The sequence below is a fragment of the Alienimonas californiensis genome (genome assembly GCF_007743815.1).
GTDB classification, from domain to species: Bacteria; Planctomycetota; Planctomycetia; order Planctomycetales; family Planctomycetaceae; genus Alienimonas; species Alienimonas californiensis.
Map to the genome: position 1 here is coordinate 813,544 of NZ_CP036265.1, position 24,746 is coordinate 838,289.

A 24,746-nucleotide genomic window follows, 5' to 3' on the forward strand; every position below is an offset into this window, starting at 1 on the left:
CTCACCATGAAGCCTCACGCCAGAATCTCTTCCACCGGGTTCGCCTCCGGGTCGGCGAGGCGGATCGGGCGGCCGACGTTGCTGAGGTTGTCCCGCCACGGGTCCACGCCCGCGGCCCGGCAGAGGGTGGCGGCGAAGTCCGCGGCGCTGATCGGCCGGTCCGTCACCTCCATCCCCGCCTCGTCCGTGGCGCCCACCACGGAGCCGCCGACGATCCCGCCGCCGCACATCACCGCGTTCCAGGCCATCGGGAAATGGTCGCGGCCGCCCTGCGGATTGATCGTCGGCGTGCGGCCGAACTCGCCCATCCAGACGACCAGCGTGTCGCCCAGACCGCGGTCGTTCAGGTCGTCCAGCAGCGTGCTCCACGCCGGGTCCAACACCCCGCAGAGCCCCTTCACCGCTTCGAAGTTGTCGGCGTGGGTGTCCCAGGCGAAGGCTTCGCCGCCGGTCACGCCGTTGAGGCTCACCTCCACGAAGGGCACGCCCCGCTCCACCAGTCGGCGGGCCAGCAGGCAGCCCTGCCCGAAGGGGCTGCGGCCGTATTTGTCCTTCAGCGCCGCCGGTTCCTTCTCCAGATCGAACGCCCCCGCGGCGGCGCCGCCCATCATGCGGACGGCCTTTTCGTAGGCGGTCCGGCGGCCCACGAGGGCAGCGTCCGGACGGTTCGTGGCGAAGGAGGACTCGAAATTCGACAACAATTCGAGTCGCCGCTGCATCCGCTCCCCGCCGGCGCCGCGGGGCGGGGCGAGGTTACGAACCGTCAACGCGTTCCCGCCCGTCGCATTGGGGTCGCCGGCCCCCTCGCCGACGACCAGCGGGGCGAACTCCGGCCCGAGGAACCCGCTGCCGAACGCCGCCGGGTTCGCCAGCCGGAACGGGGCGACGGAGATATAGCCCGGCAGATCGGTCTCGGCCCGGTCGGGCCGGGCGGCTAACTCCTTGGAGATCGCCGCCCCCAGCGTGGGGTAGTCGATCGCCCCGCCGGGCCGGTAGCCGGTGCGGGCCAGATAGGTCGCCCGGCCGTGGTCCCCCTCCGGGGTGGAGAGGGTCCGCAGGATCGCGCAGCGGTCCAGCCGCTGGGCGATGCCGGGCAAGTGCTCGGCAATCTGCACGCCGGGCACGGCGGTGTCGATCGCCTTGAACTCCCCGCCGTTCTCGTGGTTCGGCTTGGGATCGAAGGTATCGAGCTGGCTCGGCCCGCCGGTCATCCAGAGCAGAATGACGGACCGCGGCGGCGTCTGATCACCTGCCGCCGCGGCGAGCGCCGGCAGCCAGCCGGACATCGACGCCCCCGCCGCGCTCGCGGCGAACGCTTGCAGGGCCCGGCGGCGGGAGAGGACGGACATCAAAAAGCTCGTTAGTGGTTTGTGCTGAATTCGCTGCTGTTCAGCAGCGTCCAAAACAGGTCCGCCAGCGCCTCGGCCTCGTCGTCGGCGGCGTGGACGTAGGCGTTTAGTTCCTCCCGTTCCGCGGGGTAGGGCTGGCGGGAGAGCGTCGCCAGGAACAGGGCGTCCAGGCGGCCGTCGCGGTCGAGGTAGGGGGCGGAGAGGGCCGCGGCGAAGGTGCGGCTGCGGCGGAGGTCCACGCTCTCGGCGACCAGCCCGCCGTTCATCAGGCTGAGCGCCTGCAGGATGCTGGTGCGGCGGTCGGCGGGGCGTTCGGAGTCGTCCCGGAAGGTATTCAAAAACTCCGCCCGGGCGTCCTCCTGCATGATGAACGGGTTGCCGCCGTCGGTCGGGTCGAAGGGCGTGAACCGCCCCGTCGCCCGCTCCAGACTGTCGTATAACACCGCCGCCGGCAGCGGTTTGACGGGGTAGCGGGCGAACAGATCGCCCGGCGGGTCGCTCTCGTGCTTGGACGACAGCCCGTAGGCGTCGCTCAGCGCCAGGCCGGTCAGTAGCGTTTTGAGGTCGTAGCCGGAGGCGACGAACTGCTCGGCCAGTTTGTCTAATAACTCCGGGTGCGAGGGCGGGTTCAACTCGCCGAAGTCGTCCACCGGGTCGACGATCCCGCGGCCGAACAGCAGGCCCCACAGCCGGTTCACCGCGACCCGGGCGAACAGGTCGTTCTCCGGCGCGACGAGCCGTTCGGCGAGAGCGCTCCGCGGGCTCTGGCCGGGGATGAGGACCGGGGCGGAGCCGTCGAGGTAGGTCGCCGGCACTTCCGTCACGCCGCTTTTGAGCGTCACCTCCGGCGGAATTTGGAGCACGGTGGCGTCGGTGCGTTCCCGCAACTCGCCCAGCCGGCCGCCGCGGTCCGTGTCCCGTTCCAGCCCGCCGAAGAAGGCGGCGAACCGCCAGAACTCCTCCTGCTTCCAGTGGTCGAAGGGATGATCGTGACACTCCGCACACTCCAGCCGGGTGCCCAGGAACGCCCGGGTGGTCGCCGCGGCGAGTTCCTCCGGCTTCGTCTCCCGAGCCGTATAAAAGGCCTGCGGCCCGGCGGAGCCGGTTTGCGGGCCGAAGGGCGTCGCCTCCATGTCCGCGGCGGCCAGTTCGGCGGTGAGCAGTTCCCGGGCGAAGTCGTCGTAGGGGCGGTTCTCGAGGAGGGCGTTCCGCAGCCAGGCTTCGAACCCGGGGCGCTGGAAGGCGGCCTGCTGGTCGCGGGTCAGTTCCGGCACCAGCGCGTCCCGCCAGACGGCGGTGAAGTGCGTGACGTACCCGGGCCCGTTCAGCAGCCCCTCGACCACGGCCCGCTTTGCCGCGTCGTCGGCCCCGAACGGGTGCGCGTCCACGAAGTCCCGCACCGCCGAGGCGGTGGGGATGCGGCCGGTGAGGTCCAGGTGCACCCGGCGGAACCAGGCCTCGTCCGTCGCCGGTTCGGCCGGCGTGACGCCCTCCAGCGCCCAGGCGACGACGAAGTGTTCGTCGACCGTCGCCGCGATCGCCGCCGCAGCGTCGCCCGGTTCCGCTTCGCCCCCCGCGACGGGGCTCAGAACCAGCAAGCAGGCGGCGAGCGGCGCGATCACGGCGGGGCGAGCGTTCGGGACGGGATTCACAGTGTACCAATGCGACCGCGCCCCGTGGGGGCGCAGGAAAACGTCGGTCGGCGCAGCGGCGAACCCGACCGCGGGGCGCCAGCCCCGCGGTCGGGTCGCGGATCGAATTGTCGCCTGGGGTTCTCGCAGCACGCAGTTCGGTCGCCGCCCCGCCCGACGGATCGTCGGCCCGGCCGGTGTACGCCGGGGCAGGAGTGGAGAAGGTGGAATACGGGCTCCGGCGCCCCGGTTCACGGGAAACAGGGGCCGGGCTTCGGAACGACCGCCCGCCGTGCCCGGGGCCGCTCAGGCGGACGCCTAAGGACTCTCCCGGGGGAAGGCGGGGCGGGGTCGGCGTCCGTGCCGACGGGCGGGGTGGCGGTTCGCACCGGCCGGTCGCGGGCCGACCGGTGCGGGGGCGAACTCCGCGGCGTCCGTCACCAACGTCGGCCGCGTCGCCCGCCCCGCGAGGACGCCGGCGGCCGCCTGCGTCCGGTGCGGGCGGGGCGGTCGGCCCCTCACCCTACGGGGGGTCGGGACCTGTTTTTCCCGAACCGATTGCGCCGCAGAGACTTCCGCGAACGAACCGCGACCCCGCCGGGCGACTTGCCCCCGCGGGGCGGGCGGGTCCGGGAACCGACGGAGTGACCGCCGCGGGTCGTTCCGCCGGCAGGGCGAAGGCGACGAAGGCGTCGCCGGGGTTATTTCCGGCGACGCCGCGGCCGCTCGCACCGGCGAAAGGTCTTCACGCACCAGAGCTTGTCGTCGTCCCGACGAACCGCGACGGGGCGGGGCCCGTAGTCGCCCGCGATGCAGATCGTCAGCGAGTCGCCGTCGATTTCGTAAAGGCAACGGGTGATCAAACTTTCCAGCCCCTCAATCCAGAAGTTTAATCCCGGACCGAAGTCGGAGCGGACCCGTTCGAACGGACCTTCCGAAGGCCGCCGATCCAGTAAATCGACGCGGTAGCGGCCGTCGTCCGTGAACTCGACGTATTCGCCCGGCAGCCCTCCAATTAAGCTGACGGTTCGTCCCTCGATCATGTCGGTCGCTTCGACACGCCAGCAGCCGACGAGGGACGCGTCGTTCGAGAACTCGGCAGGCATCTGGGTCAGGGCCGATAAGGCGGCGGTTCATTCTTGGGGGAGGGCGAAGGCGACGAAGGCGTCGCCGGCGGGGGTGCCGAGTTTGCCGGCCCCGCCGGCGGCGACGGCGACGTACTGCCGGCCGTTCACCGCGTAGGTGCAGGGCGTCGCGTAGCCGCCCGCGGGCAGCTGGGCGCTCCAGAGCTCCTCCCCGGTCGCGGCGTCGAAGGCGCGAATTCGCTCGTCCTTCGTGCCGGCGATGAACACCAGCCCGCCGGCGGTGACGATCGGGCCGCCGAAGTTCTCCGTGCCGGTCTGCGGCACGCCGCGGGCGGTCAGTTCCGGGAACTCCCCCAGCGGAACCTGCCAGGCGAACTCGCCGGAGTTGAGGTCGATCGCCGTCAACAACCCCCACGGCGGGGCGATTGCGGGGTAGCCCTCGTGATCCCGGAACTGATCGTACCCCGCGTGCCCATAGCGATAACGGTTATTTGTGGAGGCCGGAACGAGCTGCATAATGTTCGGCACGTTCGTCGAATTGACGATCAAATATTGACGCGTCGGGTCGAACGCCGCCCCGGACCAGTTCGCCCCGCCGTGGGTGCCGGGGGTGACGATCGTGCCCTGCAAACTCGGCGGGGCGTTGCCCGGGCCGTGGCGGAACCTCTTGAGCTGTTCGAGGGCCGACTCCCGGTTCGCCTCGCCGATGTTCGTCAGGTTCGACTCGTCCAGATGCCGGGCGGCGAAAGGCGGGGGTTTGACGGGCGTCGGCTGGGTCGGCCACGCCTGCTCGCCGGGGACGTCGGAGGGCGGGACGGGGCGTTCTTCAATGTCGAACAGCGGTTCGCCGGTCTCCCGGTTGAACAGGAACAGGTGCCCGGTCTTGGTCACCTGGGCGGCGGCGTCGACGGATTGGCCGTCCCGTTCGACCGTCGTCAGCACCGGCGGAGTGGGGAGGTCGTGGTCCCAGAGATCGTGGTGCAGCGTTTGGAAGTGCCATTTCCGCTCCCCGGTGCGGGCGTCGAGGGCCAGCACGCAGTTGGCGAACAGGTTCTCCCCGTGCCGATCGCCGCCGTAGAAGTCGAACGCCGCCGACCCGGTGCCGCAGAAGACCAGACCCCGCGTCACGTCGACGTTCGCCCCGCCCCAGGCGTTCGCTCCGCCTCGGTTCTGCCAGGAGTCGCCGGCCCAGGTGTCGTTCCCGAACTCGCCCGGGGCCGGCACGGTGCGGAAGGCCCATAGTTGGGCCCCGGTGCGGACGTCGAAGGCCCGCACGTCGCCCGGCGCCGCGACGCCCGGCCCCTCGCCGTTGGAGACGCCCAGGATGACCACATCCTCATAAATCGCCGGCGCCGAGGTCGGCCCGTACGGCAACTGCCGGGCCGCCGGCGGCAGTTCGGCCCGCAGATCGCGGACGCCGCCCTCGCCGAACGCCGGGTCGAGCTTTCCGGTGCGGGCGTCCAGCGAGAACAACCGCCCGTCGGCGGTGCCGTGCAGGATCCGGCGCTCGCCGTCCGGTTCGCCGTCCGACCACCAGGCGACGCCGCGGTTCACCCCGCCGGAGGTGGGCTGAAAGGGGTACGGATGATCGCGGAGCGGGTCGAAGCTCCAGCGCTCCTCCCCCGTCGCCGCGTCCAGCGCCGCCACCCGCAGGTAATTCGTGGTGACGTACATTACGCCGTCCACCACCACCGGCGTGCACTCGATCGTCTTACCGGGCCGATCGGCCAGCTCGCCGGTGTGCCAGGTCCACGCCGGTTCCAGCCGCCCGACGTTGGAGCGGTCGATCTGATCGAGTTCCGAGAACCGCATCCCCCCGCGATCCCCGCCCACGGCGGGCCAATCGGCTGGCTCGGCCAAGGGATCGGCGGCCGGCACGATGAGGCCGACCAGAAGCAGCGGGGCGAGAGCGTTCATCGGCGGGCGGGGCGCGGGCGGAACCGGACGGGGCGCCCATGCTGGGCGGGAGGCACCGGATCCTCAACCGCGGCCGGCACTACTGGCGTTTCGACTGTGAGAACGCCGCGAAATTCAAAACGAGTTTCGCCCGACTCATCTACGTCGCACTGTCTTTATAGTCCCACTGCACTGGCAGGACGCAGTGTGACCCGCCCGTCCTCAGAGGCGACAAGCGTATCAAACTACAAGTAGACTTCACCAGCGACCGCTTGCGTCGCGGCGACACCTAAGACCTTTGCGTCGGAGAAGAAAGCAGTGAGGCACGACTTCAGCGAAGCCACCAAACTTCTCTTGGCGAAGAGAACTGGCACGATGTGCTGCAATCCCTCTTGCTGCGCGTCGACGTACGGTCCGAACGACGCGTCTGACAAATCCACCAATAAGGGTGTCGCGGCACACATTACAGCGGCCGCAGTGGGCGGTCCGCGATTCAATCCACTGCTAACCACTGAACAAAGAAAGCATCACTCAAATGGGATCTGGCTGTGCCAGAGTTGCGCTCGCCTGATCGACGTGGACGAGAAAGAATACACCGCCGAGCTATTATTATCATGGAAGACTAAAGGCGAAGACCGGGCACGCAGAGCATTAGTCAATCCATCATCGCTTAACGCTGGCCCAAATTTCGCGGAGACGATAGCCCTAGTATACGTGCAACGAGACTCCTTGCCGTACGACCCACCCGCCGGGCTGCACATACCGGCAGGCCACGTCCCCTACCAGAAAATCTTACCCGTCCCAGTCAGCGTTCCGTACCCAATCCGGGATCCCTACATTTACGTCAACTACGGCCCAGCCGGAACAATCCCGCCTGGAATGTGCCTCATCACGACCGCGTGTCTAAATCAGGGGACCGGCGTCGATGAAAACGTAAAGATCGATGTGACGTTCAACTCAGACGCCATTCGCAGACATGACCTGCTGGGTCAAAACCGGATTGCGTGCATTGACGGTGGAAGGAATGGATCCTGGTCAGCTTCGTTTCTCATTCCCGACCTTTTGCCGAACGAGTGTCGGCACGCCATCGTGGGTGCTCGTGATGAGCCATTCGATGTAAAGGTTTACTCCCAGAACTCCGGGAGGGGAGTCGACATATTCAGGTTCGATATCGTCGGCGATGGATGGGATACGCAACCGTTCGAAGATTCACCTTGGGCGAGTGCGAGGTAGCCACTTGCCCCGGGGTGCCACGCTCCCAGCGGCCGGTGCGGCGGACGCGGAGCCGGACGGGGTGAGCGTGCGGTGCGAAGGTCGACCGTTCTCTCAGGTCAGTCCACCTCGTTCCGTATTGGCGGCACGCCGGCGCCCCGCCTGTTTTCCGCCTTACGAACTGCGATCGCCGACGCTCTCGAACTTCGCCTGATACGCCGGGTGATTCGTCCCCATCACGCGGTCCCAGAAGTTGAAATAGAGCCCGTAGTTGGAACGGAACTTCTCGTGGTGCTGGGAGTGGTGCGTCGAGGTGTTCAGAACGAAGCCCAGCGGCGACCGCACGAACCAGCGGGGGAACAGCTCGTAGCCGCAGTGGCCATAGACGTTGAATGCGATTTGCCAGAGCATGAACGCGGCGAAGACGGACGGGTGTGACGGGATCGTGAACACGATCAGCGGTCCGATCCCGGCCTGAACGAGCGCCTCCCAGGGACTGAAGGCGTAGGCCGCCCAGGGGGTCGGACTAGTCGACAGATGATGCGTGTGATGAAGCCGGCGATAGAACCGGCCGTGGTGCATGAGGCGGTGGGTCCAATAAAAATAGGCGTCGTGCAGGAACACCATCAGCAGAAAGCTGACGGCCAACCACCACCACCCGTATTTGTCGAGGTCGTTATAGAGCAGCGTCCAGCCGGACAGCTCCGCGAACACGACCAAGGTCGTCACCAGCCCGAAGATCGCGATGCTGCGTACGGAATGCAGAAGTTCCCGAGCGATTTGCCGGGAGTTCGGCTCCTGGGACGCGACGCGACGATGCCGCAGTCGAGTTCTCAGCGCCAAATAGAGAACGGCCCAAACCAATGAGGCCAGTAGGAGATACCAGACCAATTCCCCCGTGGACACGTTGACGCCGGCGCTGAAGGACCTGGAGAGCTTTCGATCGAACATCGGCGGAATCCTGTTCCTTGGTCCGTGTGTGCGAGGGCGTGCGGGCGGGGCGCCGGCGGCACACAGTACACGCCGCGCAGGAACGAAGCCGGGCGCTCTCGCGTCCGGCTTCGTTCATCTCCACTCAGTGAATCCGCACTCACGCCGCGGCGCGGGCGATCCATTCGCCGACGAGGTCGCGGAACTGCCGCAGGCGGGCGCTTTCGCGGGCCTCCCGCTCCACGGAGCGGTTGCGGGTCGGGCGCTCCGGCTGCCAACTGCCGCGGGCGTCGGCGGCGTACCAGACCGGCTCCGTGTGCTGCACCGGGGTGCAGGGGGCCGTCGCGGCGAGGGCCCAGCAGCCAGTCTCGGCGGCGAACTCCGCCAAACGGGACAGCTCGTCGGCCGTCGCGGCGTCGCACAGCACGCCGCCGGCGTGGGGGTTCTGACCCTCCGCCTGAGACCCGCGGGCGTGCAGGGAGCCGGTACGGGTCAGGGTGTGGAGCACCTCGCCGAAGGCCGCCCCGCGGGCGTCAACCACCCGCAGGCGGTCGCCGTGGGTGCGAAGCCGGTCGGCGGCCTCGTCGGCCAGCCAGGGCTTGGCGGTGTAGTGGTGGTCGGCGTCGCGGCCGGCCAGTCGGGCGTCCACCTCGCCGGCGGTCAGGCCGTGGCCGCCGTTCAAACGGGCCGTCAGGTGAGCGATCAGCATCGCCGTGAAGGCGCCGGGGGAGGCGTCCCGCAGGATCACCGTCAGCGGGGCGTGGTCGCAGCGGTCCAGGGCGTCCGCGACCCGGTCGCAGACCATCGCCAGGCTGGCGGCGGGGTCGGCGGCGGTCAGGGCGGTGAGGGAGCCCGGACGAATCGCCGCGGCGGTCTCGCCGTGCAGCCGGTCGCAGATCACCGGCCCGCGGCCGGCGTTGCACAGTTCGTCCAGGATCGTGGAGAGCGTGCAGGAGGTCGCGTCCCGTTCCTCGCCCCGGTAGCCGTCGAAGGCCCAGGCCCGGGCGTGGCCGTCGGTGCGGCCGGGGGCGGAGAACCAGCTGCGGCCGGACTCGTCGTTCAACGGCTCGCGGTGCGGGTTCGCGCCCTCGCCCCAGGTGCCGGCTTCGCCGTAGGCGGTGTAGCGGGAACGGCCGTTCTCGGCCCGCTCGGCGCGGGTGACGGCGAAGGCCCGGGAGAGCAGGTCGCGGGCCCGGTCGAAGTCGCGGGCGGCGAGGGCGGCGTCGACCTCGGCGAACAGTTCCGCGGCGGCCCGGCGCTCGACGCCGTGCGGCAGGCGGGCCAGTTCCGCCCGGACCCGCTCGCGGAAGTCGCCCAGCGAGTCACGCTGCGGCTGGGGTTGCGGCGTGCGGTTGAACCGCGGCTGCGGCTTGGGAGCGGGCGCCGCCCTTTCCGGACGAGCCGGCGCCGGTTCGCGGTGCGCCCAGTCGGGCAGCCCGCCCTGACGGGGGGCGGCGCCGAAATCCTTCCCGTGGAAGGCCAGCGAGCGGTGGGCCAACCGCCGCTCGGCGGCGGCGACGCCGTGCACGCGGACGGTCTCGGCGAGGGTTTCGCAGTCGGCGGGGCCGGTCGGTTCGAGCACGTACACCTCCGGGGCGGTGCGGGCCCGCAGGGCGTGGACGAGGCAGTCGCGGACGGCGTCGTGGCGGCCGTCGTCCTCGCGGAAGGCCAGCGTGACGGAGCCGATGCCCAGCCGGGCCAGTTCCTCCCAGCGGCGGGCGACGAAGGCGCTCCCCTCGCCGCCGATCGCCGCGACCGGGCCGAACCCGCGGGCGTTCAGCAGGCAGGCTTCCAGCAGGTCCTCGGTGAGGGTGAGCGTGCCCTTGCGGTCGCCGCGCTGCTCCTGCAGGGCGCTCCGCAGGCCGTAGGCGACCACGCCGCTCTCGTCCGCGCCGCGGACCAGGCCGACCTGCATCACCCGGTGCGGGCCGGGGGTGGGATCGATGACGGCCAGATCCACGCAGCGGCCGGTTTCGTCGTCGATCGGCAGGACCAGACAGCCGGCCCAGTCGGTGCGGCGATCGCCGCGGCGGTCGCGGGTCAGCCCGCTGTTCCGCACGGCCTCCTCGGCGAAGCCGCAGCGCTTCAGGTACTCCTCCACCTCGGCCGGATCCGGGTAGAGGCCGAAGTGGAGCTTGGCGATGTCCTCCGCCTCGAAGCCGAACTGCGTGAGGAAGGCGTGCGCGCGGGCGGCGTCGTTGCGGGCAGTGTCGGTCAGGCGACCGGCGGCGAGGTTCAGGAAGGCCTCGCGGATGTCCCAGGTGTCCGCGGCGCCGCCGGTGCGGTCGCGGGACTGCTCCGCCTGCTCGGCGGCCCGGTCGCGGGAGCTTTGGGGGCGGGGGGTGAAGACGGAGGCGGCAGAAGCGGGCCGGGCCGGGCCGGCGGGGCGGCCGGCGAAGGGCTGGTTCGGGGCGTGCGCGCCGCCGTAGCGGGGGGCGGAGGCGCCGTACCCGCCGCCGTTCGGCCAGAGGTCGACGGAATCGGCGATGCTGCCGGTCACCGGGTCGAGGCCCTCGCCGAACTCCGGGTGGAACTCGTCGGCGGAGCCGTTCCCGGACCCGTCCTGCGACGGGCCCCCGTGGTGGGCGCCGTGGGACGAACCGTTGTGGCTCCCGTGGGCGCCGTGGGAGGAGCCGTTGGCGGCGGGACCGTGGGTCGGGGCGGAGGTGGTCATCGTGAGCGGCGTCCGTGCCGGGGGATGAGGTGCGGGGTGTCGGAACCGGGCGTCGAACGAGGGATTGTCGAATCGACAGGATCCGGGGTCGGCGAGGGTCGTTCTTACAACGCTCGCCGCCGGGCCGGACGGGGGGCCGCGGGGTCCTGAGAAACCCCGCGTCCGGTCGGTCCGACGCGTCGCCCCCCATGCAGGCGCCGTGCCGGTCGGCGAAGAAATGCCCCGCGGGGGCCGGTAGGCTCGGGGGCGTGTCCCGCGGCGCCCGCTGCGTCGCTCGTTCCCTCCGTCGTTCGCCTCGCCCGGAGTTCGCCCCCGTGCCCGTTCCGCTCGCCGCCCCGCTCGCCGTTCTGCTGCTGACCGCCCCGGCGGCCGACGCCCCGCCGGAGTCCGCCGCCGCCCCGTCCGTCGGCTGGTCGACGCGGCACCTGACGGACACCTTCTACGCCGAGGGCGGCACCGCCGCGGACGTCGATCAGGACGGGCACGTCGACGTGATCGTCGGCCCGATGGTCTACTTCGGCCCGGACTGGACGAAGCACCGGCAGATCCACGCCGGCCAGCCGGTCAGCCCGACGGGATACAGCGAGGAGTTCCTCACCTTCGCCGCCGACCTGACCGACGACGGCTACCCGGACGTGATCTCGATCGGCTTCCCCGGCAAGGCGGCCCTGTGGCACGAGAACCCCGGCAAGGCGGGGGGAAACGACGAAGCCCACGGCCGCGACTGGCGCAACGACGGGCAGTGGAAGACCCACCTGCTCACCCCCGTGGTGGACAACGAATCGCCCGGCTTCGCGGACGTCGTCGGCGACGAGACGCCGGAGGTGATCGGCCAGCGGGACATGATGTACGGCTACTTCACCGCCCCGGAGGACCCCCGCCGGCCGTGGGCCTTCCACCCGATCAGCCAGCCGAAGCAGGGCCTCCAGCGGTACACCCACGGCCTGGGCGTCGGCGACGTGGACGGCGACGGCCGCCAGGACTTCCTCACCAAGGACGGCTGGCTCCGCCAGCCGGAGAATCTGGAGGGCGACCCGCTGTGGGAGGAACACCCGCACCCGTTCGCCGGCGAGGCCGCCCAGCTGTACGCCTTCGACGTGGACGGCGACGGCGACAACGACGTGGTCGCCAGCCGGCACGCCCACGGCTACGGCCTGGACTGGTTCGAGCAGACCAAAGGGGACGCCGGCCAGGTGGAATGGACGAAGCATGAAATCATGGGCGACGACCAGAACAACGCCGCCGCCGACGCCGACGGGGAGCCCGTCCTCTTCTCCCAGCTGCACGCCCTCGCCGTCGCCGACATGAACGGCGACGGCCTGACGGACCTCGTCACCGGCAAACGCTTCTGGGCCCACGGCCCGAAGGGCGATAAGGACCCCGGCGGCGATCCGGTGCTGTACTGGTTCGAACTGACCCGCCCCTCCGGCTCCGCCAAATCGGGCGAGGCGAAGTTCGTCCCGCACCGGATCGACGCGAACAGTGGCGTCGGCACGCAGGTGCACGTCGCCGACGTGAACGGCGACGGCAAGCCGGACGTGGTCGTCGGCAACAAACGCGGGGCGTTCGTCTCTGTTCAGCCGTAGCGCGTTCCCGTGAGCCGCTCTCTTGAAAAGAGCGGCTCACCGCCGGGGGTGTATTCCGCCGCCGCGGCGGGAAGAATGCCCCCATGAGCTACGACCTGTTCCTCAAGCCAAGCGACGCGTCCTCCGACGGGGAGCCGCCGCGCGTCGAGACGCTGCGGTCGTACCTCGCCGCCCGGGGGCCGTATCTGTTCGGGAAGGCGGCCGGCGTCGGTTCCCCGACCGGCGTGCGGTACGGGCACGGCGACACCGGCGTGACGTTCACCCTCGATCTGGCCCCGGCCGGCGAGGGGGGCACGAACCCGGAGGACCCCACGGTGGCGGCCTTCGCGATCGATCTGCTCGTGCCGCGGTTCTTCGCCCGCACCGCCGCGGCGGAGTTGGCCGCCCTGTGCGCGCGATTCGACCTGATCGCCGAGGACCCCCAGACCGGCGACGCCGGTCCGTTCGATCCGACGGCGTTTCTCGACGGGTGGGAACGGGTCGCGGAGATGGCGGCCCGGCAGGTCGCCGGCCGCGGGCAGGCGCCCCCCGCCCTGCCCGCCGCGGCGCTGGACGCCGCCCACGACTGGAACGCCCACCGGGCCGAGTGGCGGGACCGCATGCCGCCGGACGGCCCGGGCATCCCCCGGATGCAGTTGCGGCTGGCCCGAGCGGCGGCCCTGCCGAACCCCCGCAAGGGCGATCCCGGCGAGCCGGCCACGGCCCGTACCTGGTGCGCCTGGGTGGACGCCGCCCCGATCGTGTTGCCGCCCTGCGACGACGTGTTGCTGGTCCGCGACAAACTGCGGCCGCGTCGGTTCGGGCTGTTCAAGGCGGCGGAGGCGAGCCTCTGCCTGATGCCGCGGAGTTCCGTCGTCGGCCTGCGGGGGGCGGAGTCCGCCGGACCGAAGGGCGCCCCCGGGTTCGGCCCGGCGCCGGAACGCTTCCCGCCGGGCAGCCGTCAGTTGCTGGACGCGACCAAGGAGGCGGTCGCCTGGTTCCGGGCTCCGCCGGCCGACGCCGCCCCGCCCCACGCCGTCCCCCCCCGGGCGGTGATCGAAAGCGAGCGGGTCGCCGCCGCCCTCGCCCGGTCGTAATCTAGGTCCGTCGTCCCTTCGCCCACGGCAACACCCCCTTCCCCACCCGGCGACCCGATCGAAAGCCCCCGCGATGGACGCCAGCCAGCGCGCCGAGATGTACGTTGATTCTCTGGAGGAGGAGGGCTACCGGGCGGAGATCGACGACGACGGCGACGTCTTCTTCCGCCACGAGGGCGGCACCTACATCATCACCGTGGAGGAGGACGAGGAGTTCTTCCGGCTGATCTTCGCCAATTTCTGGAGCCTGGACGACCTGCCGGAGAAGGCCCAGGCGGTGCGGGTGGCCCACGACGTCACCCGGGCGGTGAAGGCGGCGAAGGTGTTCCGGGTGAAGGACAACATGTGGTGCACCGTGGAGGCGTTCCACGACCCGCCGGAGAACTTTAAATCGGTGCTGCTGCGTTCGATCCGGGCGATCCAGGCCGCCGTCGCCCGCTTCGCGGAAGAGATGCGGAAGGATTAGAGCCGTATTTTTCGTGAGCCCGAAGCGCAAGTGAGGGTCGGAGCAGTCGAACCTCGCTTGCGCTTCGGGCTCACAACATCTCCTCCAGCCGTCCTCACCGCGGGCGGCGGAAGTCCAGTAGGGAGCGGCGCAGCCCCATCATGCGGGTCAGCGCCAGGATGGCCCCGGTGTTGAGGAACGTGCGGGCGGCGTAGTACGTGCGGTCCTCCGCCCCGCGGAAGCGGCGTTTATATTCCGCGTGATTCGCCAGGGCGTATTTTTTATTGTTGATCCAGCCGGCCCGGAACCCGAAGCCGAAGGTCGTCGCCAGCAGTTTGTTCTCCCGGTGGGGGTTGTTCGCCCGCCCGCCCGATTCGTCGCCGGCCAGCGGGGACAGGCCCAGCCGCAGGACCTCGCGGTCCTCCTCTTTGAACGCCTCGATGGCGTGCTTCATGATCGCCGCCTCGCCCAGCGAGGGGGCCTCCGGCCGGCGCCGCTTGATGCAGGTCACGTAGCCGATCGTCCGCTCGTCGCGGTACAGCGGGTCGAAGAAGACGTAGTTCTGCACCGTCCCGTCGCCGTCCCGCAGCACGAACCGCCGCACGTCCGGCTCCGGTTCGTCTACCAGCGGGCGGTTCAGGAAGGTCACCTCGTGCGTGCCCAGCGGCAGCGTCGACCGCCACGCCTCGGAGACCTCCCGCACCTCCTCCGGCGTCAGTTCGTCCGCCGCGGACTCCTCCGCGACCGTGTAGTCCCGCCGGGCGCACCAGTTCGCCGCGTACCGCAGCCATTCCTTCGGCTTGCCGGACAGCGAATAGTCCGGCAGGTCCAGCCGGTGGTCGGGTCCCATATCGGTGACGAAATAGTTCAGGTCGCTCAGGGCCCGGGCGGTGCGGTCGCCGACCTGCACGAACACCGGCTTGCGCTGCTCCTCCGTGAAGGCCCGCACCAGCTCCGGCAGCCGGTCCGCCCCGGCGAGCGGGTCGCCCAGCACGAAGGCGTACGGCCCGACGGTGCGATACGCGAGGAACCCGTCCGCCAGGTCCCCGCCGGCGGTGAAATACTGCATCCCGGGATGGGTCGCGGCGTTGTAGGCCAGCGTGAAGTCGCCGTACCGGCGCAATGCGGTCGCCCGGCCCGTCTCGGCCGGTTCGCAGCGGAGGGCGGGGGCTTCGAGAAGGGTATTCACATCCGCTCGGGGGGTTCTCAGTTCGGGTCCGCGGGACCGGGGGTCGGCGGCGGCCTGGTGGGGGGGCGATCCGGCCGGCGGGCGACGACCGTTTCGAAGAAAATCGGCCCCGCGCCCGCCCAGCGGAACGGAATCGTTCCCTCCGCCTGGAGTCCGACAGCCCGGCATTCCGCGGCGTAATGATAGTTCGGTCGCCAGGGGGCCAAACGCAACGCGAGAAACGCCGCCGTCGCCGCTTTGGAATAGGCGTGATTGAGCAACCGGCGCAGCCGGCCCCCGCGGGGCGGGGCGAGGTCGGCGACGATCAGCCGTCCGCCCGGCCGGAGCAGCGCCGCCGCCTGCCGCAGCGCCGCCCGCATCGCCTCCGGTTCGAACAAATTGAAGAAGTAATGGGCGACGACGGCGTCGTACTGCCCGCTCCGCCGATGGGCGAGGGCGTCGCCGAGGATCAGCTCCGCGTCCAGCCCCCGCGCGTCCAGCCGGCGCCGCAGCCGGGCGAGCATCTTCGGGGAGAGATCCACCGCGGTGACCGCCGCCCCGTTCGCACAGGCCTCCACGGCCTCGGCCCCGGTTCCGACGCCGAGATACAGCACCCGGTCCCCGGCGGACACGAACCGCAGGTGCGCCCGCTTGGACGCCGCGATCGCCCCGCCGCTATAGACGTGACAGCCGAGGTCGTAGACGCCCGCGACGAGGTCGTAGTTCCGCAGCGGGCGAGCCGGGCGTTGCGGAGCCGGGCGTTGCGGAGCCGCGGGCGGCGACCCGGCCACGCTCAGCGTTGGTAGATCGGCAGGAAGCCGTTGTCGAGCTGCAGGATGGTGCAGTTCATCGCGGTGACGTACGCGGGGCCGATCTGACCGTCGACGAAGGCGCCGTCGTTGGGGCCGCCGGTGGTCTGCTTGGGGCGGATCTGACCGGCGAGGAAGTCGCGGTACTGCGGCCAGCGCTCCGGGTCGCGGTACATGACCTGGGCGTAATAAAAGTGCTTGTAATGCCAGTAGCCGCCGTAGCCGGCGCTGGCGCCGCCGTCGGCGGGCCAGATGTTCTTCTCGCAGTATTCCATCAGCTTTTGGGCCATGGGATCGTCCTGCTCGCCGGCGCTGAACAGGCAGGCGATCGCCGCCCCGCTAATGGCCGGCCTCGCCCCGCCGCCCTTGATGCTGTACTGCACGCCGCCCTCGGGGGTCATGCAGTCGCGGATATATTTATTGGCCCGGTCGATCACGTCCTTGGGCACGGGGATGCCGGCGTTGCGGCAGGCCCTCAGGCCCTGCACCTGGGTCACGCAGGTGCTGCCCTCGTCGAAGTCGTTGCCCTCCTTCGCGGAGACGTATCCCCAACCGCCGCGGCTGGTCTGGGCGGCGATGGTGAACTTCACGGCCCGGTTCAACACGCCCTTCAATTCGGTGCGGCGCTCCTGATCCTCCTCCTCGCCGTACACCTGGGCGAGGAACAGCATGCCGAAGCCGTGGCCGTAGGTGTAATGGCTGTCGGACTCCGACCCGATCAGCCCGTTCTCGCGGGAGACGCTCAACAGGTAGTCGACTGCCCGCCGCACGTTCGGGGCGTAGCGGCCGCGGGTGGTGGTGGACCCTTCCGCCAGCAGGGCGGTGCCCGCGAGGGCCGTCATCGCGGCCCGGTAGCCGCCGTTGCCCGCCGCCCAGTAGCCCTGTTGGCTCTGGGTGCGGGCGAGGTAGTCCAGTCCCCGCCGCACGACGGCCTTGGTGGCGGCGTCCGGCTGCTGGGCGGCGACGTTCGCGACCGCGGGCGCCGGGGAGGCCGCCGCGGCGAACGCGACTCCGCACAGGACGGCGGAGGATACGATGCGAAACACCGGCGACGTCCGTTCGGGCGGGGGACTCGGGACCGTTACAGTAGAATGCGGTCGCCGGGGCGGCAAGAAGGGGCCAGCGCAACGAAAAGCGTTCCGGCTCCCATGAGGGGCACCGGAGCGTCAACTTCGCCCGTCCGGACCAGCGGCTGAAAACGTCACGATCGAGGGCCAGCGATGTTGCGGGAAGTACCGAAGCCCGGCCCATCGACGGGACAGCCCGACGAAGAAAGGGTCTCGCAGCGACGGAACCTTTAGAACCGGACAGAGAACCGTTATATGGGATTTGCGCGACAAGGGCTGAATCCAGCTCTTGAGGACCCGCCATGGCCCAGCGCCGCCTGCCCGAGGAATTCGCCGCCGTCGCCGTCCACCACCTGCCCCCGGATCGTCCGCCCGGCCCCGACGGCGGACGGCCCCGCACGCCTAACCGCGTCGTGTTGAAGGTTCTGTGGTACGTGCTGACGACCGGCTGCCGCTGGCGGGACGTGCCCCCCGACATGGGCTGCTCCGGCGAAACCGCCCGCTGTCGGCTGATCGAGTGGGAGGAGTTGGGCGTGTGGGCCCGCGTGCACCTCGACTTCCTGCGGCTGCTCCGCCGCGACGGCGAGCTGGAGCACGAGACGGCGATCGTCGACTCGGCGCTGGTCCGTGTCGATGGTGCCGGCGAAAAGACCGGCCCCTGCCCCGTCGACCGCGGCCGACTGGGCTGCAAATACAGTCGGACGGTCGGCCGCGACGGGGCCGCGTTGGGAGTGAAGGTCGCCGGCACCAACGCCAGCGACCACACATAAATCCTCTTGGCGTTCTAAACTTCGGGGGTTGTTAACAACCGTCCCGTGCGTCGAGGACGACTACTCCGTTTCGCTTATCGCAGGGGTGACGACGTTCCCCTCCGCATCGACCTCCTCTGTGACCGCTCCCCCGCTCCCCACAGCCCCGCCCTCATCTTCCGCGGCGTCGCAGCCGACGAACAACATCACGCTGCCCAACAGAACGAAGGAGGAAACGATGCCGGGCAGCCGGCGGGAACGGAGCGTGGTCAACATGCGAGGATTGGGGAGAGTTAGTGAACCGGGGAAATGTCAGACTAAACCGGTCCGTCAGGGATCCGTTCATGCGAATCTCTCACGACGGTCGTCCTGGCATGGATCCGGATTCCATACTATGAGGGGCATCGGCCGCCGCTGCAACGATTTTACAATCGGTCAACGCGGAGACGCTGACGAACGGACGGTCACTCGCCGGGGGCCAGCGGGGCGCTGTCGTACTCGTTCACGCCAGGCTGCTCGGGCGTGGAGTCGTTCAGACGGCTCTCGCCCATCTCGCCGTCGTCCTCGCCCATGCCGATGGGCAGTTCATTGGGATCGGCCTCGTCGAGGTCGGTCTCGTTCATCTGCATCTGACCGTCCACGGCGCTGACGTCCTCGGCGCCCTCCTCGCAACCGACCAGGATCACCGCGGCGCCCAGCAGGGCGGCGGAGGAGGCGTTGTGCAGTCGGGCGTAGTGGCGGGGCATGGGAAGCTCCGGGAGCGGCAAAGGAGGGAGGCGTCGGGGCGACGCGTCGAACGGCGGGATTGTGGGGCGGGCGGGCGAGGCGACCCAGAGGGAAGTCGCCCGGACCCCGGATAGGGGCCGGACCCGGCCGTCCTGTCGCAGGTTCGGGCGCGAGTTCGGGCGCAGGTTCGGGCGCGGAGTCTCCCCTCGACTGCCGAGAACGGATTCAGGCCGCCGACCGGGTCAGCGCCGCGTCGATCCGTTCCAAACACCGCTCCCGGCCGACCAGCGCCAGCACGTCGTACACTCCCGGGCCGACCGGCTGCCCCGTGGCGGCGATGCGGCAGGCGTGGATCAGCGTACCCACCCCCTGCCCGCGAGCCTCGGAGAAGCTTTGCAGCTCCGCCTCCAACCGCTCCGGCGTCCAGTTCTCCGCCGTCAGCGGTTCGAGCCGTTCGGTTTTGAAGTCCCGCAGCAACTCCGGCACCCCCTCCTTGGCGATCCGTTTCTGGAAGGCCTTGTCGTCGTAAGTCACGTCCGGCTCGAACAGGTACGTGACGTCCAGGACGTCCGTGTAGAGCTTCAGCCGGTCCCCCAAAGCGTCCACCACCCGGCCGACGTACTCCACGTCGACGTTCGCGTAGCCGGCCCGGTGCAGGATCGCCGTGCAGGTCCGTACCTTGTCCTCCCGCGGGCGGCGGCTCATCCATTCGGACTGGAAGGAGAACAGCTTGTCCGGGTCCAGCCCCGCCGGGTTCTTGACGACGCGGTCGAGGGTGAAGTTCTCCGCGACGGTGTCGCGGGACATGATCTCCGTGTGGTCGTCCAGGCTCCACCCCAGCCGGGCCAGGGCGTTGGTGAGGGCTTCGGGCAGGTAGCCCATCTCCTCGTAGAACCGCACCATGACCGGGTTCAGGTCCTCGCCCAGCTCCAGGCCGAGCTTCGGCAGGCGATCGGCGGCGCTGTCGAACAGTTTGCGGAAGGACTTGTTGTCGCGGTACTTCGCCAGGTCCCGCTTGCTCAGCTTGCGGTTGGTGCCCGGGGCGGTGACGAACGGGATATGGGCGAACGTGGGAACCGGCTCGCCCAGCGCCTCGAACAGCAACGTCTGGATCGGCACGTTGGAGAGGTGCTCCTCCGCCCGGACGACGTGGGTGATCTGCATCGCCGCGTCGTCGACGACGCTGGCAAAATTGTACAGCGGGCTGCCGTCCGCCCGGGCCAGCACGGGGTCCGGCAGCAGGGCGCCGTCCCAGCTCACCTCGCCGCGGACTGCGTCCGTGACCGTGATCGTGCGGTCGCGGGGGACCTTCAACCGGACGACGTGCGACTGCCCCGCCTCGACCAGCCCCGCGACCTCGTTCTCGGACAGTTCCAGCGACCGCCGGTTGGTCACGTACGGTTTGCCCGCCGCTTGGGCCGCCTCGCGGTCGGCGGCGACCTCCTCGGGGGAGCTGAAGTCCCGGTAGGCGGCGCCGCTGTCCAGCAGCTTTTTGAGGGCCAGCTCGTAGAACTCGCCCCGCTGCGACTGGAAGTACGGCCCGAACGGCCCGCCGACCTCCGGCCCCTCGTCCCATGCCAGCCCCAGCCAGCGGAAGGCGTCGAGAATCGGGGCGAGGGCGGCGTCGAGGTTGCGGGCCCGGTCGGTGTCGTCGACCCGCAGCACGAAGGTGCCCCCCTGCCCGCTCCGCTTGGCGTGTTCGGCCAGCAGCCAGCAGAACAGGGCGGTCCGCATGCCCCCAATATGCATGTAGCCGGTGGGGCTGGGGGCGAATCGCGTGCGGACGGCGGGCATCGGGGACGGAACGTGCGAAGGAAACGGGGGCGGGAACCGTAGCGATCCGCCGGACGCGGTTCGAGGGGCGGGGGCCGCTTGCGGTTTCGCGGCGTTCAGAAAGAACCGGCGCCGCGAAACCGCAAGCGACGACCGGACTGCCCACGGAGACCCGGCCGCTCCGGGGCGGACTCACGTCCTACTCGTGCCGCAGGGCTTCGATCGGGTCCAGCCGGGCGGCGTTGCGGGCGGGGAGGATGCCGAAGATCACCCCGATCCCCACGCTGATCAAAAACGACACCGGCAAACTCCACAGGGCGAGCTGCGGTTCGAGGTCGGTCAACATCCCGCCCAGCGGGCCGCCGCCGGCGTTCTCCCGGTCGCCGGGGCTGCTCTCCAGCACGAAGGTCTGCACCGCCCACTTCACGCCGCGGAAGGCCAGCGGCGTGGACATCCCCAATAAAATACCCGCCACCCCGCCGGCCCCGCTGAGCACGATCGTCTCCGTGAGGAACTGCTGCAAAATGTCCCCCTGCCGGGCGCCCAGGGCCCGACGGATGCCGATCTCCCGGGTCCGCTCCGTCACGGTCGCCAGCATGATGTTCATGATGCCGATCCCGCCCACCACCAGACTGATCGCCGCGATGCTGCCGAGCACGATATTGAAGATATCTTTAATTTGCTCGGCCTGTTCCAACAATTCCTGCGGCACGACGACGGCGTAGTCCCGCTGCGGGTGGGACAGGGCCAGCGTTTCCCGGACGACGGCGGCGGTGGGCATCACGTGCTCCGCCCCGTTCACCTGCAGGGTGATCTGGTTCAATTCGACCCGCTCGTAGGTGCTGCCGCCCTGGTTGCGCTGGATGATCAGGTCGCCGATGCGGGTCTCGAAGGTGTCGATGGGGATATAGATGTCCTTGTCGAACTCCTGCCCGGACAGGCTCCCGCCGACGGCCCCGGTGGCGCCGCGAGGCTGGGCGATGCCGACGACCTTATAAAACACCTCGCCGACGCGGACGCGGTCGCCCAGCGGGTCGTCCAGCCCGAACAGTTGCTCCCGGGCGCCGGCCGAGAGCACGCAGACGGTTTCGGAACCGGCGCGATCCCGGTCGGCGATGAACCGACCGCGGGCGATGTTCAGGCCGGTCAGCGCCGCGTAGTCCGGCGTGACGCCGACCAGGCGACCGTTCATCTTTTCCTGCAGGCGGCGGAACTCCTGGGCGGCCTCACGGATGGGCACGGCCCGCATCACGTTGTCCAGTGCCTCGAGCCGGCGGAAGTCGATTCGCCTCAGCCCGTAATCGGCCACCCGGCCGCCGCCGCTCTCCTGGGCCTGCGGCGGCGGTTTGACGGTGCGGACGATCACGTTGGTGGCGCCCAGCGCGATCACCTGCCGCTGCGCCTGGGCGCTGGCCCCCTCCCCGATCGCCAGCATCGCGATCACGCTGCAAACCCCCAGCACGATGCCCAGCATCGTCAGCCCGCTGCGCAACTTGTGCAGCATCAGGCTCTTGAGGGCGAACTTGACGGCGCGGATCAGACCTACGGGCGACATGCGCTCATCTTACTGACCCGCCCGCCCCCGGGCGAACGCCGGTCCGGCGGCGCCCGTCATCCGTCCACGTCCTGCGGGGCCTCCTCCGGCCCGTCGCCGTCGTCTCGCATTTCCGGCTCCTCCTTCGGGCCCGTGAACCGGACCTCCGTCGGCACGGTCCGCCAGTCGTCCGGGTAGGTGATCGCCTCGTACACGTCCGGCCGATACCCCTCCAGGTCGACCGCGCGTGTCAGCACGTCCCGGACCGGCATGTCGGTCACGTCGACGGACACGGGGGAAGTGTTGTCGTCAGGCGGGACGGGGATAGGGAACATGATGACGTCGCCGACCGCACCGCCGGTCGTCTTCTTGAGCTGCTCCATGAACCCGTGGACCTTCCCCTCATATTTGATCGTGACCTTTTGCGTGAGCGGGTAGTCCTTCCGTGTCATCAGGGAGGTTTCGACCAGGTGGACGACGGGCATGGCCGGCCCGCCGTCCGGGGCGGGCACGGAACTCTGGAGGACCGTGACGCCGGGCAGTTCGGCCTTCAACTTCTTCACCAGTTCGTCGACCGTCCGCACCGCCCCCGGCGTGACCATCGGGAGGCTCAAAAGAGACCGGAACTCCCGGGTGTCCGCCCGCCGTTCGATCGTCACGCGAACGCGGAGCGTCTCCGGCAGGTCGTGCAGGTACCCGATGAGACCGACTGTGGCCCGCTCCCCGCCGGCGTCGGCGGCAGGCGGCGGGAGGACGGCCAAGGCGGCGACGGCGAGCGGGAGCATGGTGCGACGGCGGGCAGGCGAGGACCAGGGCGGGCGCCGCGACGGGGCAGAACATCGGACCTCTCCGAAACGGGCGGCAGCGTCCCGGACGCTCAACGCGTCCGAGACGCACGGCCGCCAGGGTACCGCCCCCTCACGTCGGTTGCAGGCCGGGGCGGCCGCTTTCGACGGTGAAGGAGGCCCGCGTCGTCGCCGGGCTGCCGGGCTGGGTGACATATTCCAGCACGCGGTAGTCCGTGGTCCATTTCTCCGGCGTGACCTCGCAGCGAACGTAGCCGCGTTCGTCGTTATAGAACTTCACGAACGGGTTCTCCGCGAGCAGCTCCTCCCCGCCGCGGGGCAGTTGCGAACCGTTCCCGCCGGAGGTGATCGAGGTGCCGACGAACTCCGTGGCGACAGTGGGCGAGTCCGGGTCGCCGTGGTCCAACTTCAATTCGTTGGCGAAGTTCTTGTGGATGTCCCCGGTCAGCACGACGGGGTTGGGGATCTTGCGTTCGTGCAGGAAGTCCGCGATGCCCTGCCGTTCGCTGTCGTAGCCGGGCCACTGGTCCATCGACTGCTTGACCCCCTCGCCGGGTTCCCGGTCCACCGGGGCCATCATCACCTGCTGGGCGAGGACGTTCCAATGGGAGACCGACGTCAGCAGCCCCTCGGCGAGCCAGCCGTGCTGCTGCTTGCCCAGCAGGGTGCCGGCGGGGTCGGCGGACTCGTCGCCGGGGGCCTTCAATCCGTCTCCGGCCGGCTGGTCGCTGCGGTACTGGCGGGTGTCCAGCACGAAGAACTCCGCCAGCCGCCCAAACGGCACGCGGCGATACAGCTGCATGTCCGGCCCGCGGGGCACGGCGCTCCGCCGCAGCGGCATGTGTTCGTAATACGCCTGATAGGACGCCGCCCGCCGGGTGAGGAAGCGGTACGGGTCGATCCCGTCTTCCTCGGAGATGCCGCCGGCGTAGTTATTGTCGAACTCGTGGTCGTCCCAGGTCACCAGCCAGGGACAGGCGGCGTGCATCGCCTGGAGGTCCGGGTCGGTCTTATAGAGCGCGTGCCGGGTGCGGTAATCGTCCAACGATTCGATTTCGCCGCCGACGTGAATCCGGGCCCGGTTCGGGGCCGCGGCGTACTCGTAGAAGTAATCGCCCAGATGCACCACGGCGTCCAGATCGTCCTTCAGCATGTGCTGATAGGCCGTGAAATAGCCGGTCTCGTAGTGCTGGCAGGAGGCGAAGGCGAACCGGAACTTGTCCGGCAGCGCGGTCGCCGCCGGGAAGGTGCGGGCCCGGCCGACGGGGCTGACGGCGTCGCCGACGGTGAAGCGATAGAAGTACCAGCGGTCCGGCGGGAGCCCCTCGACCTCCACGTGCACGCTGTGCCCGAGCTGCGGCGTGGCGATCGCCGTGCCCTTTTGAACCGGCTTCGAGAAGGCTTCGTCCTCGGCGATTTCCCAGCGGACCTCGACGAGTTCCGGCGGCATCCCCCCGCCCTCCAGCGGCTGCGGGGCGAGCCGCGTCCAGATCACGAACCCGTCCGCCGCCGGATCGCCGGAGGCCACGCCCAGCGTGAACGGGTCGTCGGCGAAGGCCAGCCGCCGCCGCACGGCGCCCTCCGCCGTCCGCCCCCACCCGGGGACCAACAACGCGGAGCCGCCCGCGGCGCTCACCCATTTGACGAAGGAACGACGATCGTGGGGATGAGACATGGGACGACGTCCGAGGGAGGCGCGGGAGAGGGAGTGACAACGCCCTGAGTGTTGCCGGAGAGGGCTGCGGAGCACCACCGGGCGCGGCAGCCCGTCGCCTGTCCTGCGGGAGCGGTCGCCACCAGCAGACTGCCGACCTACCATCGTCGCGGGGGCCGCTCCGCCCCAGTCCAACCTTCACCAGATCGTTCGACAGGTCGCTCAATCCATGTCCCACGTCACCTCCCGCCCGATTGCCCCTTTCGCGGCTCTGCCGCTGTTGTTCGTCTGCACCATTCCCGCCCTCGTCGGCTGTGAGGGCGAGGCGGAAGACGGCCAAGCCATCCAGACGAGGACCCCCGCGGAAAATGCGGAGCGAGCTCAGGAGATGAATCGCAAGGCGCTGCAGGAAGCGAATTAAACCGCTGACGAGCCGACGACGCGGCATGACGAGGGAGACTCGTCCGTGGCGCTCGGAGGTCTTGAGCCGACCCTCGAACGATTCCAGCGGCCCGCGAATCGGCCAACGAAAAAAGCCCCCCGTCTCAGGACGTGGGGGCTTCTCTCTCGACGATC

21 protein-coding genes are annotated in these 24,746 nt (G+C 69.8%); 6 read left to right on the forward strand and 15 right to left on the reverse strand.

All coding sequences use genetic code 11. From position 1 onward, the window contains the following. Positions 1-14 precede the first annotated feature (14 nt). From CA12_RS03170 to CA12_RS03185, 4 genes are all read right to left on the reverse strand, one after another. Positions 15-1,349 carry a DUF1501 domain-containing protein gene (locus CA12_RS03170; RefSeq protein WP_145357448.1) on the reverse strand — a complete coding sequence of 445 codons (1,335 nt, stop codon included), beginning with the start codon at positions 1,347-1,349 and terminating at the stop codon, positions 15-17. Positions 1,350-1,360: 11 nt separating this feature from the next. Further along, positions 1,361-2,971, reverse strand: coding sequence for a DUF1549 and DUF1553 domain-containing protein (locus CA12_RS03175; RefSeq protein WP_145357449.1), 1,611 nt, complete (start codon positions 2,969-2,971; stop codon positions 1,361-1,363). Between the two features lie 710 nt (positions 2,972-3,681). After that, a complete protein-coding gene (locus CA12_RS03180) occupies positions 3,682-4,086 on the reverse strand; it encodes a hypothetical protein (RefSeq protein WP_145357450.1) in 405 nt (134 codons plus the stop codon). Positions 4,087-4,113: 27 nt separating this feature from the next. Further along, complete coding sequence (locus CA12_RS03185; RefSeq protein ID WP_207622124.1) at positions 4,114-5,982, reverse strand: pyrroloquinoline quinone-dependent dehydrogenase; 1,869 nt, start codon at positions 5,980-5,982, stop codon at positions 4,114-4,116. Between the two features lie 555 nt (positions 5,983-6,537). On the opposite strand from CA12_RS03185, the gene CA12_RS03190 reads away from it, so the two are divergent. Beyond that, the gene (locus tag CA12_RS03190) at positions 6,538-7,194 is read left to right on the forward strand and encodes a hypothetical protein (RefSeq protein WP_145357451.1); all 657 of its coding nucleotides are present in this window, start codon (positions 6,538-6,540) and stop codon (positions 7,192-7,194) included. A 153-nt stretch (positions 7,195-7,347) separates the two neighbouring features. Here CA12_RS03190 and CA12_RS03195 read toward each other — a convergent pair whose 3' ends face one another. Continuing rightward, positions 7,348-8,124 carry a sterol desaturase family protein gene (locus CA12_RS03195; protein WP_145357452.1) on the reverse strand — a complete coding sequence of 259 codons (777 nt, stop codon included), beginning with the start codon at positions 8,122-8,124 and terminating at the stop codon, positions 7,348-7,350. Between the two features lie 139 nt (positions 8,125-8,263). Further along, entirely contained in the window at positions 8,264-10,777 is a 2,514-nt protein-coding gene (locus CA12_RS03200) for a hypothetical protein (protein WP_145357453.1), read from the reverse strand. A 314-nt stretch (positions 10,778-11,091) separates the two neighbouring features. Here CA12_RS03200 and CA12_RS03205 point away from each other — a divergent pair, with 314 nt between their 5' ends. From CA12_RS03205 to CA12_RS03215, 3 genes are all read left to right on the forward strand, one after another. Further along, entirely contained in the window at positions 11,092-12,363 is a 1,272-nt protein-coding gene (locus tag CA12_RS03205) for an FG-GAP repeat domain-containing protein (RefSeq protein WP_207622125.1), read from the forward strand. 83 nt (positions 12,364-12,446) lie between these two features. Continuing rightward, a complete protein-coding gene (locus CA12_RS03210; RefSeq protein WP_145357455.1) occupies positions 12,447-13,439 on the forward strand; it encodes a hypothetical protein in 993 nt (330 codons plus the stop codon). A 73-nt stretch (positions 13,440-13,512) separates the two neighbouring features. Then, on the forward strand, positions 13,513-13,905 hold the full coding sequence (locus tag CA12_RS03215) for a hypothetical protein (protein ID WP_145357456.1): 393 nt from the start codon (positions 13,513-13,515) through the stop codon (positions 13,903-13,905). 94 nt (positions 13,906-13,999) lie between these two features. Here CA12_RS03215 and CA12_RS03220 read toward each other — a convergent pair whose 3' ends face one another. The 3 genes from CA12_RS03220 to CA12_RS03230 are packed head-to-tail and all read right to left on the reverse strand — an operon-like array spanning position 14,000 to position 16,907. Further along, positions 14,000-15,073, reverse strand: a complete 1,074-nt coding sequence (locus CA12_RS03220) for a phosphatidylglycerol lysyltransferase domain-containing protein (RefSeq protein WP_165700521.1) — start codon at positions 15,071-15,073, stop codon at positions 14,000-14,002. A 17-nt stretch (positions 15,074-15,090) separates the two neighbouring features. Beyond that, entirely contained in the window at positions 15,091-15,843 is a 753-nt protein-coding gene (locus tag CA12_RS03225; RefSeq protein ID WP_165700522.1) for a class I SAM-dependent methyltransferase, read from the reverse strand. A gap of 2 nt (positions 15,844-15,845) precedes the next feature. Next, a complete protein-coding gene (locus tag CA12_RS03230; RefSeq protein WP_207622126.1) occupies positions 15,846-16,907 on the reverse strand; it encodes a prenyltransferase/squalene oxidase repeat-containing protein in 1,062 nt (353 codons plus the stop codon). A gap of 323 nt (positions 16,908-17,230) precedes the next feature. Between CA12_RS03230 and CA12_RS03235 the strand changes: the two genes are divergently transcribed. After that, a complete protein-coding gene (locus tag CA12_RS03235) occupies positions 17,231-17,698 on the forward strand; it encodes a transposase (RefSeq protein ID WP_145357460.1) in 468 nt (155 codons plus the stop codon). Positions 17,699-17,758: 60 nt separating this feature from the next. On the opposite strand, the gene CA12_RS03240 is transcribed toward CA12_RS03235, so the two are convergent. The 6 genes from CA12_RS03240 to CA12_RS03265 form a co-directional block, all read right to left on the reverse strand. After that, entirely contained in the window at positions 17,759-17,953 is a 195-nt protein-coding gene (locus tag CA12_RS03240; RefSeq protein WP_145357461.1) for a hypothetical protein, read from the reverse strand. Between the two features lie 188 nt (positions 17,954-18,141). Beyond that, on the reverse strand, positions 18,142-18,423 hold the full coding sequence (locus tag CA12_RS03245; protein WP_145357462.1) for a hypothetical protein: 282 nt from the start codon (positions 18,421-18,423) through the stop codon (positions 18,142-18,144). Positions 18,424-18,628: 205 nt separating this feature from the next. After that, on the reverse strand, positions 18,629-20,197 hold the full coding sequence (locus CA12_RS03250) for a glutamate--tRNA ligase (RefSeq protein WP_145357463.1): 1,569 nt from the start codon (positions 20,195-20,197) through the stop codon (positions 18,629-18,631). 178 nt (positions 20,198-20,375) lie between these two features. Then, complete coding sequence (locus tag CA12_RS03255; RefSeq protein WP_145357464.1) at positions 20,376-21,731, reverse strand: ABC transporter permease; 1,356 nt, start codon at positions 21,729-21,731, stop codon at positions 20,376-20,378. Between the two features lie 56 nt (positions 21,732-21,787). Then, a complete protein-coding gene (locus tag CA12_RS03260) occupies positions 21,788-22,495 on the reverse strand; it encodes a hypothetical protein (RefSeq protein ID WP_145357465.1) in 708 nt (235 codons plus the stop codon). 133 nt (positions 22,496-22,628) lie between these two features. Continuing rightward, positions 22,629-24,191 (reverse strand): alkaline phosphatase D family protein, encoded by a 1,563-nt coding sequence (locus CA12_RS03265; protein ID WP_145357466.1) that lies wholly within the window; start codon positions 24,189-24,191, stop codon positions 22,629-22,631. A gap of 208 nt (positions 24,192-24,399) precedes the next feature. On the opposite strand from CA12_RS03265, the gene CA12_RS03270 reads away from it, so the two are divergent. Further along, positions 24,400-24,591, forward strand: a complete 192-nt coding sequence (locus CA12_RS03270) for a hypothetical protein (protein WP_145357467.1) — start codon at positions 24,400-24,402, stop codon at positions 24,589-24,591. Positions 24,592-24,746: the final 155 nt, after the last annotated feature.

Excerpts from the sequence above, each read along its gene's own strand:
- CA12_RS03210 (WP_145357455.1), top strand. The coding sequence starts at position 12,447 with ATGAGCTACGACCTGTTCCTCAAGCCAAGCGACGCGTCCTCCGACGGG.
- CA12_RS03260 (WP_145357465.1), bottom strand. The coding sequence starts at position 22,495 with ATGCTCCCGCTCGCCGTCGCCGCCTTGGCCGTCCTCCCGCCGCCTGCC.
- CA12_RS03200 (WP_145357453.1), bottom strand. The coding sequence starts at position 10,777 with ATGACCACCTCCGCCCCGACCCACGGTCCCGCCGCCAACGGCTCCTCC.
- CA12_RS03215 (WP_145357456.1), top strand. The coding sequence starts at position 13,513 with ATGGACGCCAGCCAGCGCGCCGAGATGTACGTTGATTCTCTGGAGGAG.
- CA12_RS03255 (WP_145357464.1), bottom strand. The coding sequence starts at position 21,731 with ATGTCGCCCGTAGGTCTGATCCGCGCCGTCAAGTTCGCCCTCAAGAGC.
- CA12_RS03240 (WP_145357461.1), bottom strand. The coding sequence starts at position 17,953 with ATGTTGACCACGCTCCGTTCCCGCCGGCTGCCCGGCATCGTTTCCTCC.
- CA12_RS03170 (WP_145357448.1), bottom strand. The coding sequence starts at position 1,349 with ATGTCCGTCCTCTCCCGCCGCCGGGCCCTGCAAGCGTTCGCCGCGAGC.
- CA12_RS03180 (WP_145357450.1), bottom strand. The coding sequence starts at position 4,086 with ATGCCTGCCGAGTTCTCGAACGACGCGTCCCTCGTCGGCTGCTGGCGT.
- CA12_RS03235 (WP_145357460.1), top strand. The coding sequence starts at position 17,231 with ATGGCCCAGCGCCGCCTGCCCGAGGAATTCGCCGCCGTCGCCGTCCAC.
- CA12_RS03245 (WP_145357462.1), bottom strand. The coding sequence starts at position 18,423 with ATGCCCCGCCACTACGCCCGACTGCACAACGCCTCCTCCGCCGCCCTG.
- CA12_RS03270 (WP_145357467.1), top strand. The coding sequence starts at position 24,400 with ATGTCCCACGTCACCTCCCGCCCGATTGCCCCTTTCGCGGCTCTGCCG.
- CA12_RS03265 (WP_145357466.1), bottom strand. The coding sequence starts at position 24,191 with ATGTCTCATCCCCACGATCGTCGTTCCTTCGTCAAATGGGTGAGCGCC.
- CA12_RS03195 (WP_145357452.1), bottom strand. The coding sequence starts at position 8,124 with ATGTTCGATCGAAAGCTCTCCAGGTCCTTCAGCGCCGGCGTCAACGTG.
- CA12_RS03185 (WP_207622124.1), bottom strand. The coding sequence starts at position 5,982 with ATGAACGCTCTCGCCCCGCTGCTTCTGGTCGGCCTCATCGTGCCGGCC.
- CA12_RS03250 (WP_145357463.1), bottom strand. The coding sequence starts at position 20,197 with ATGCCCGCCGTCCGCACGCGATTCGCCCCCAGCCCCACCGGCTACATG.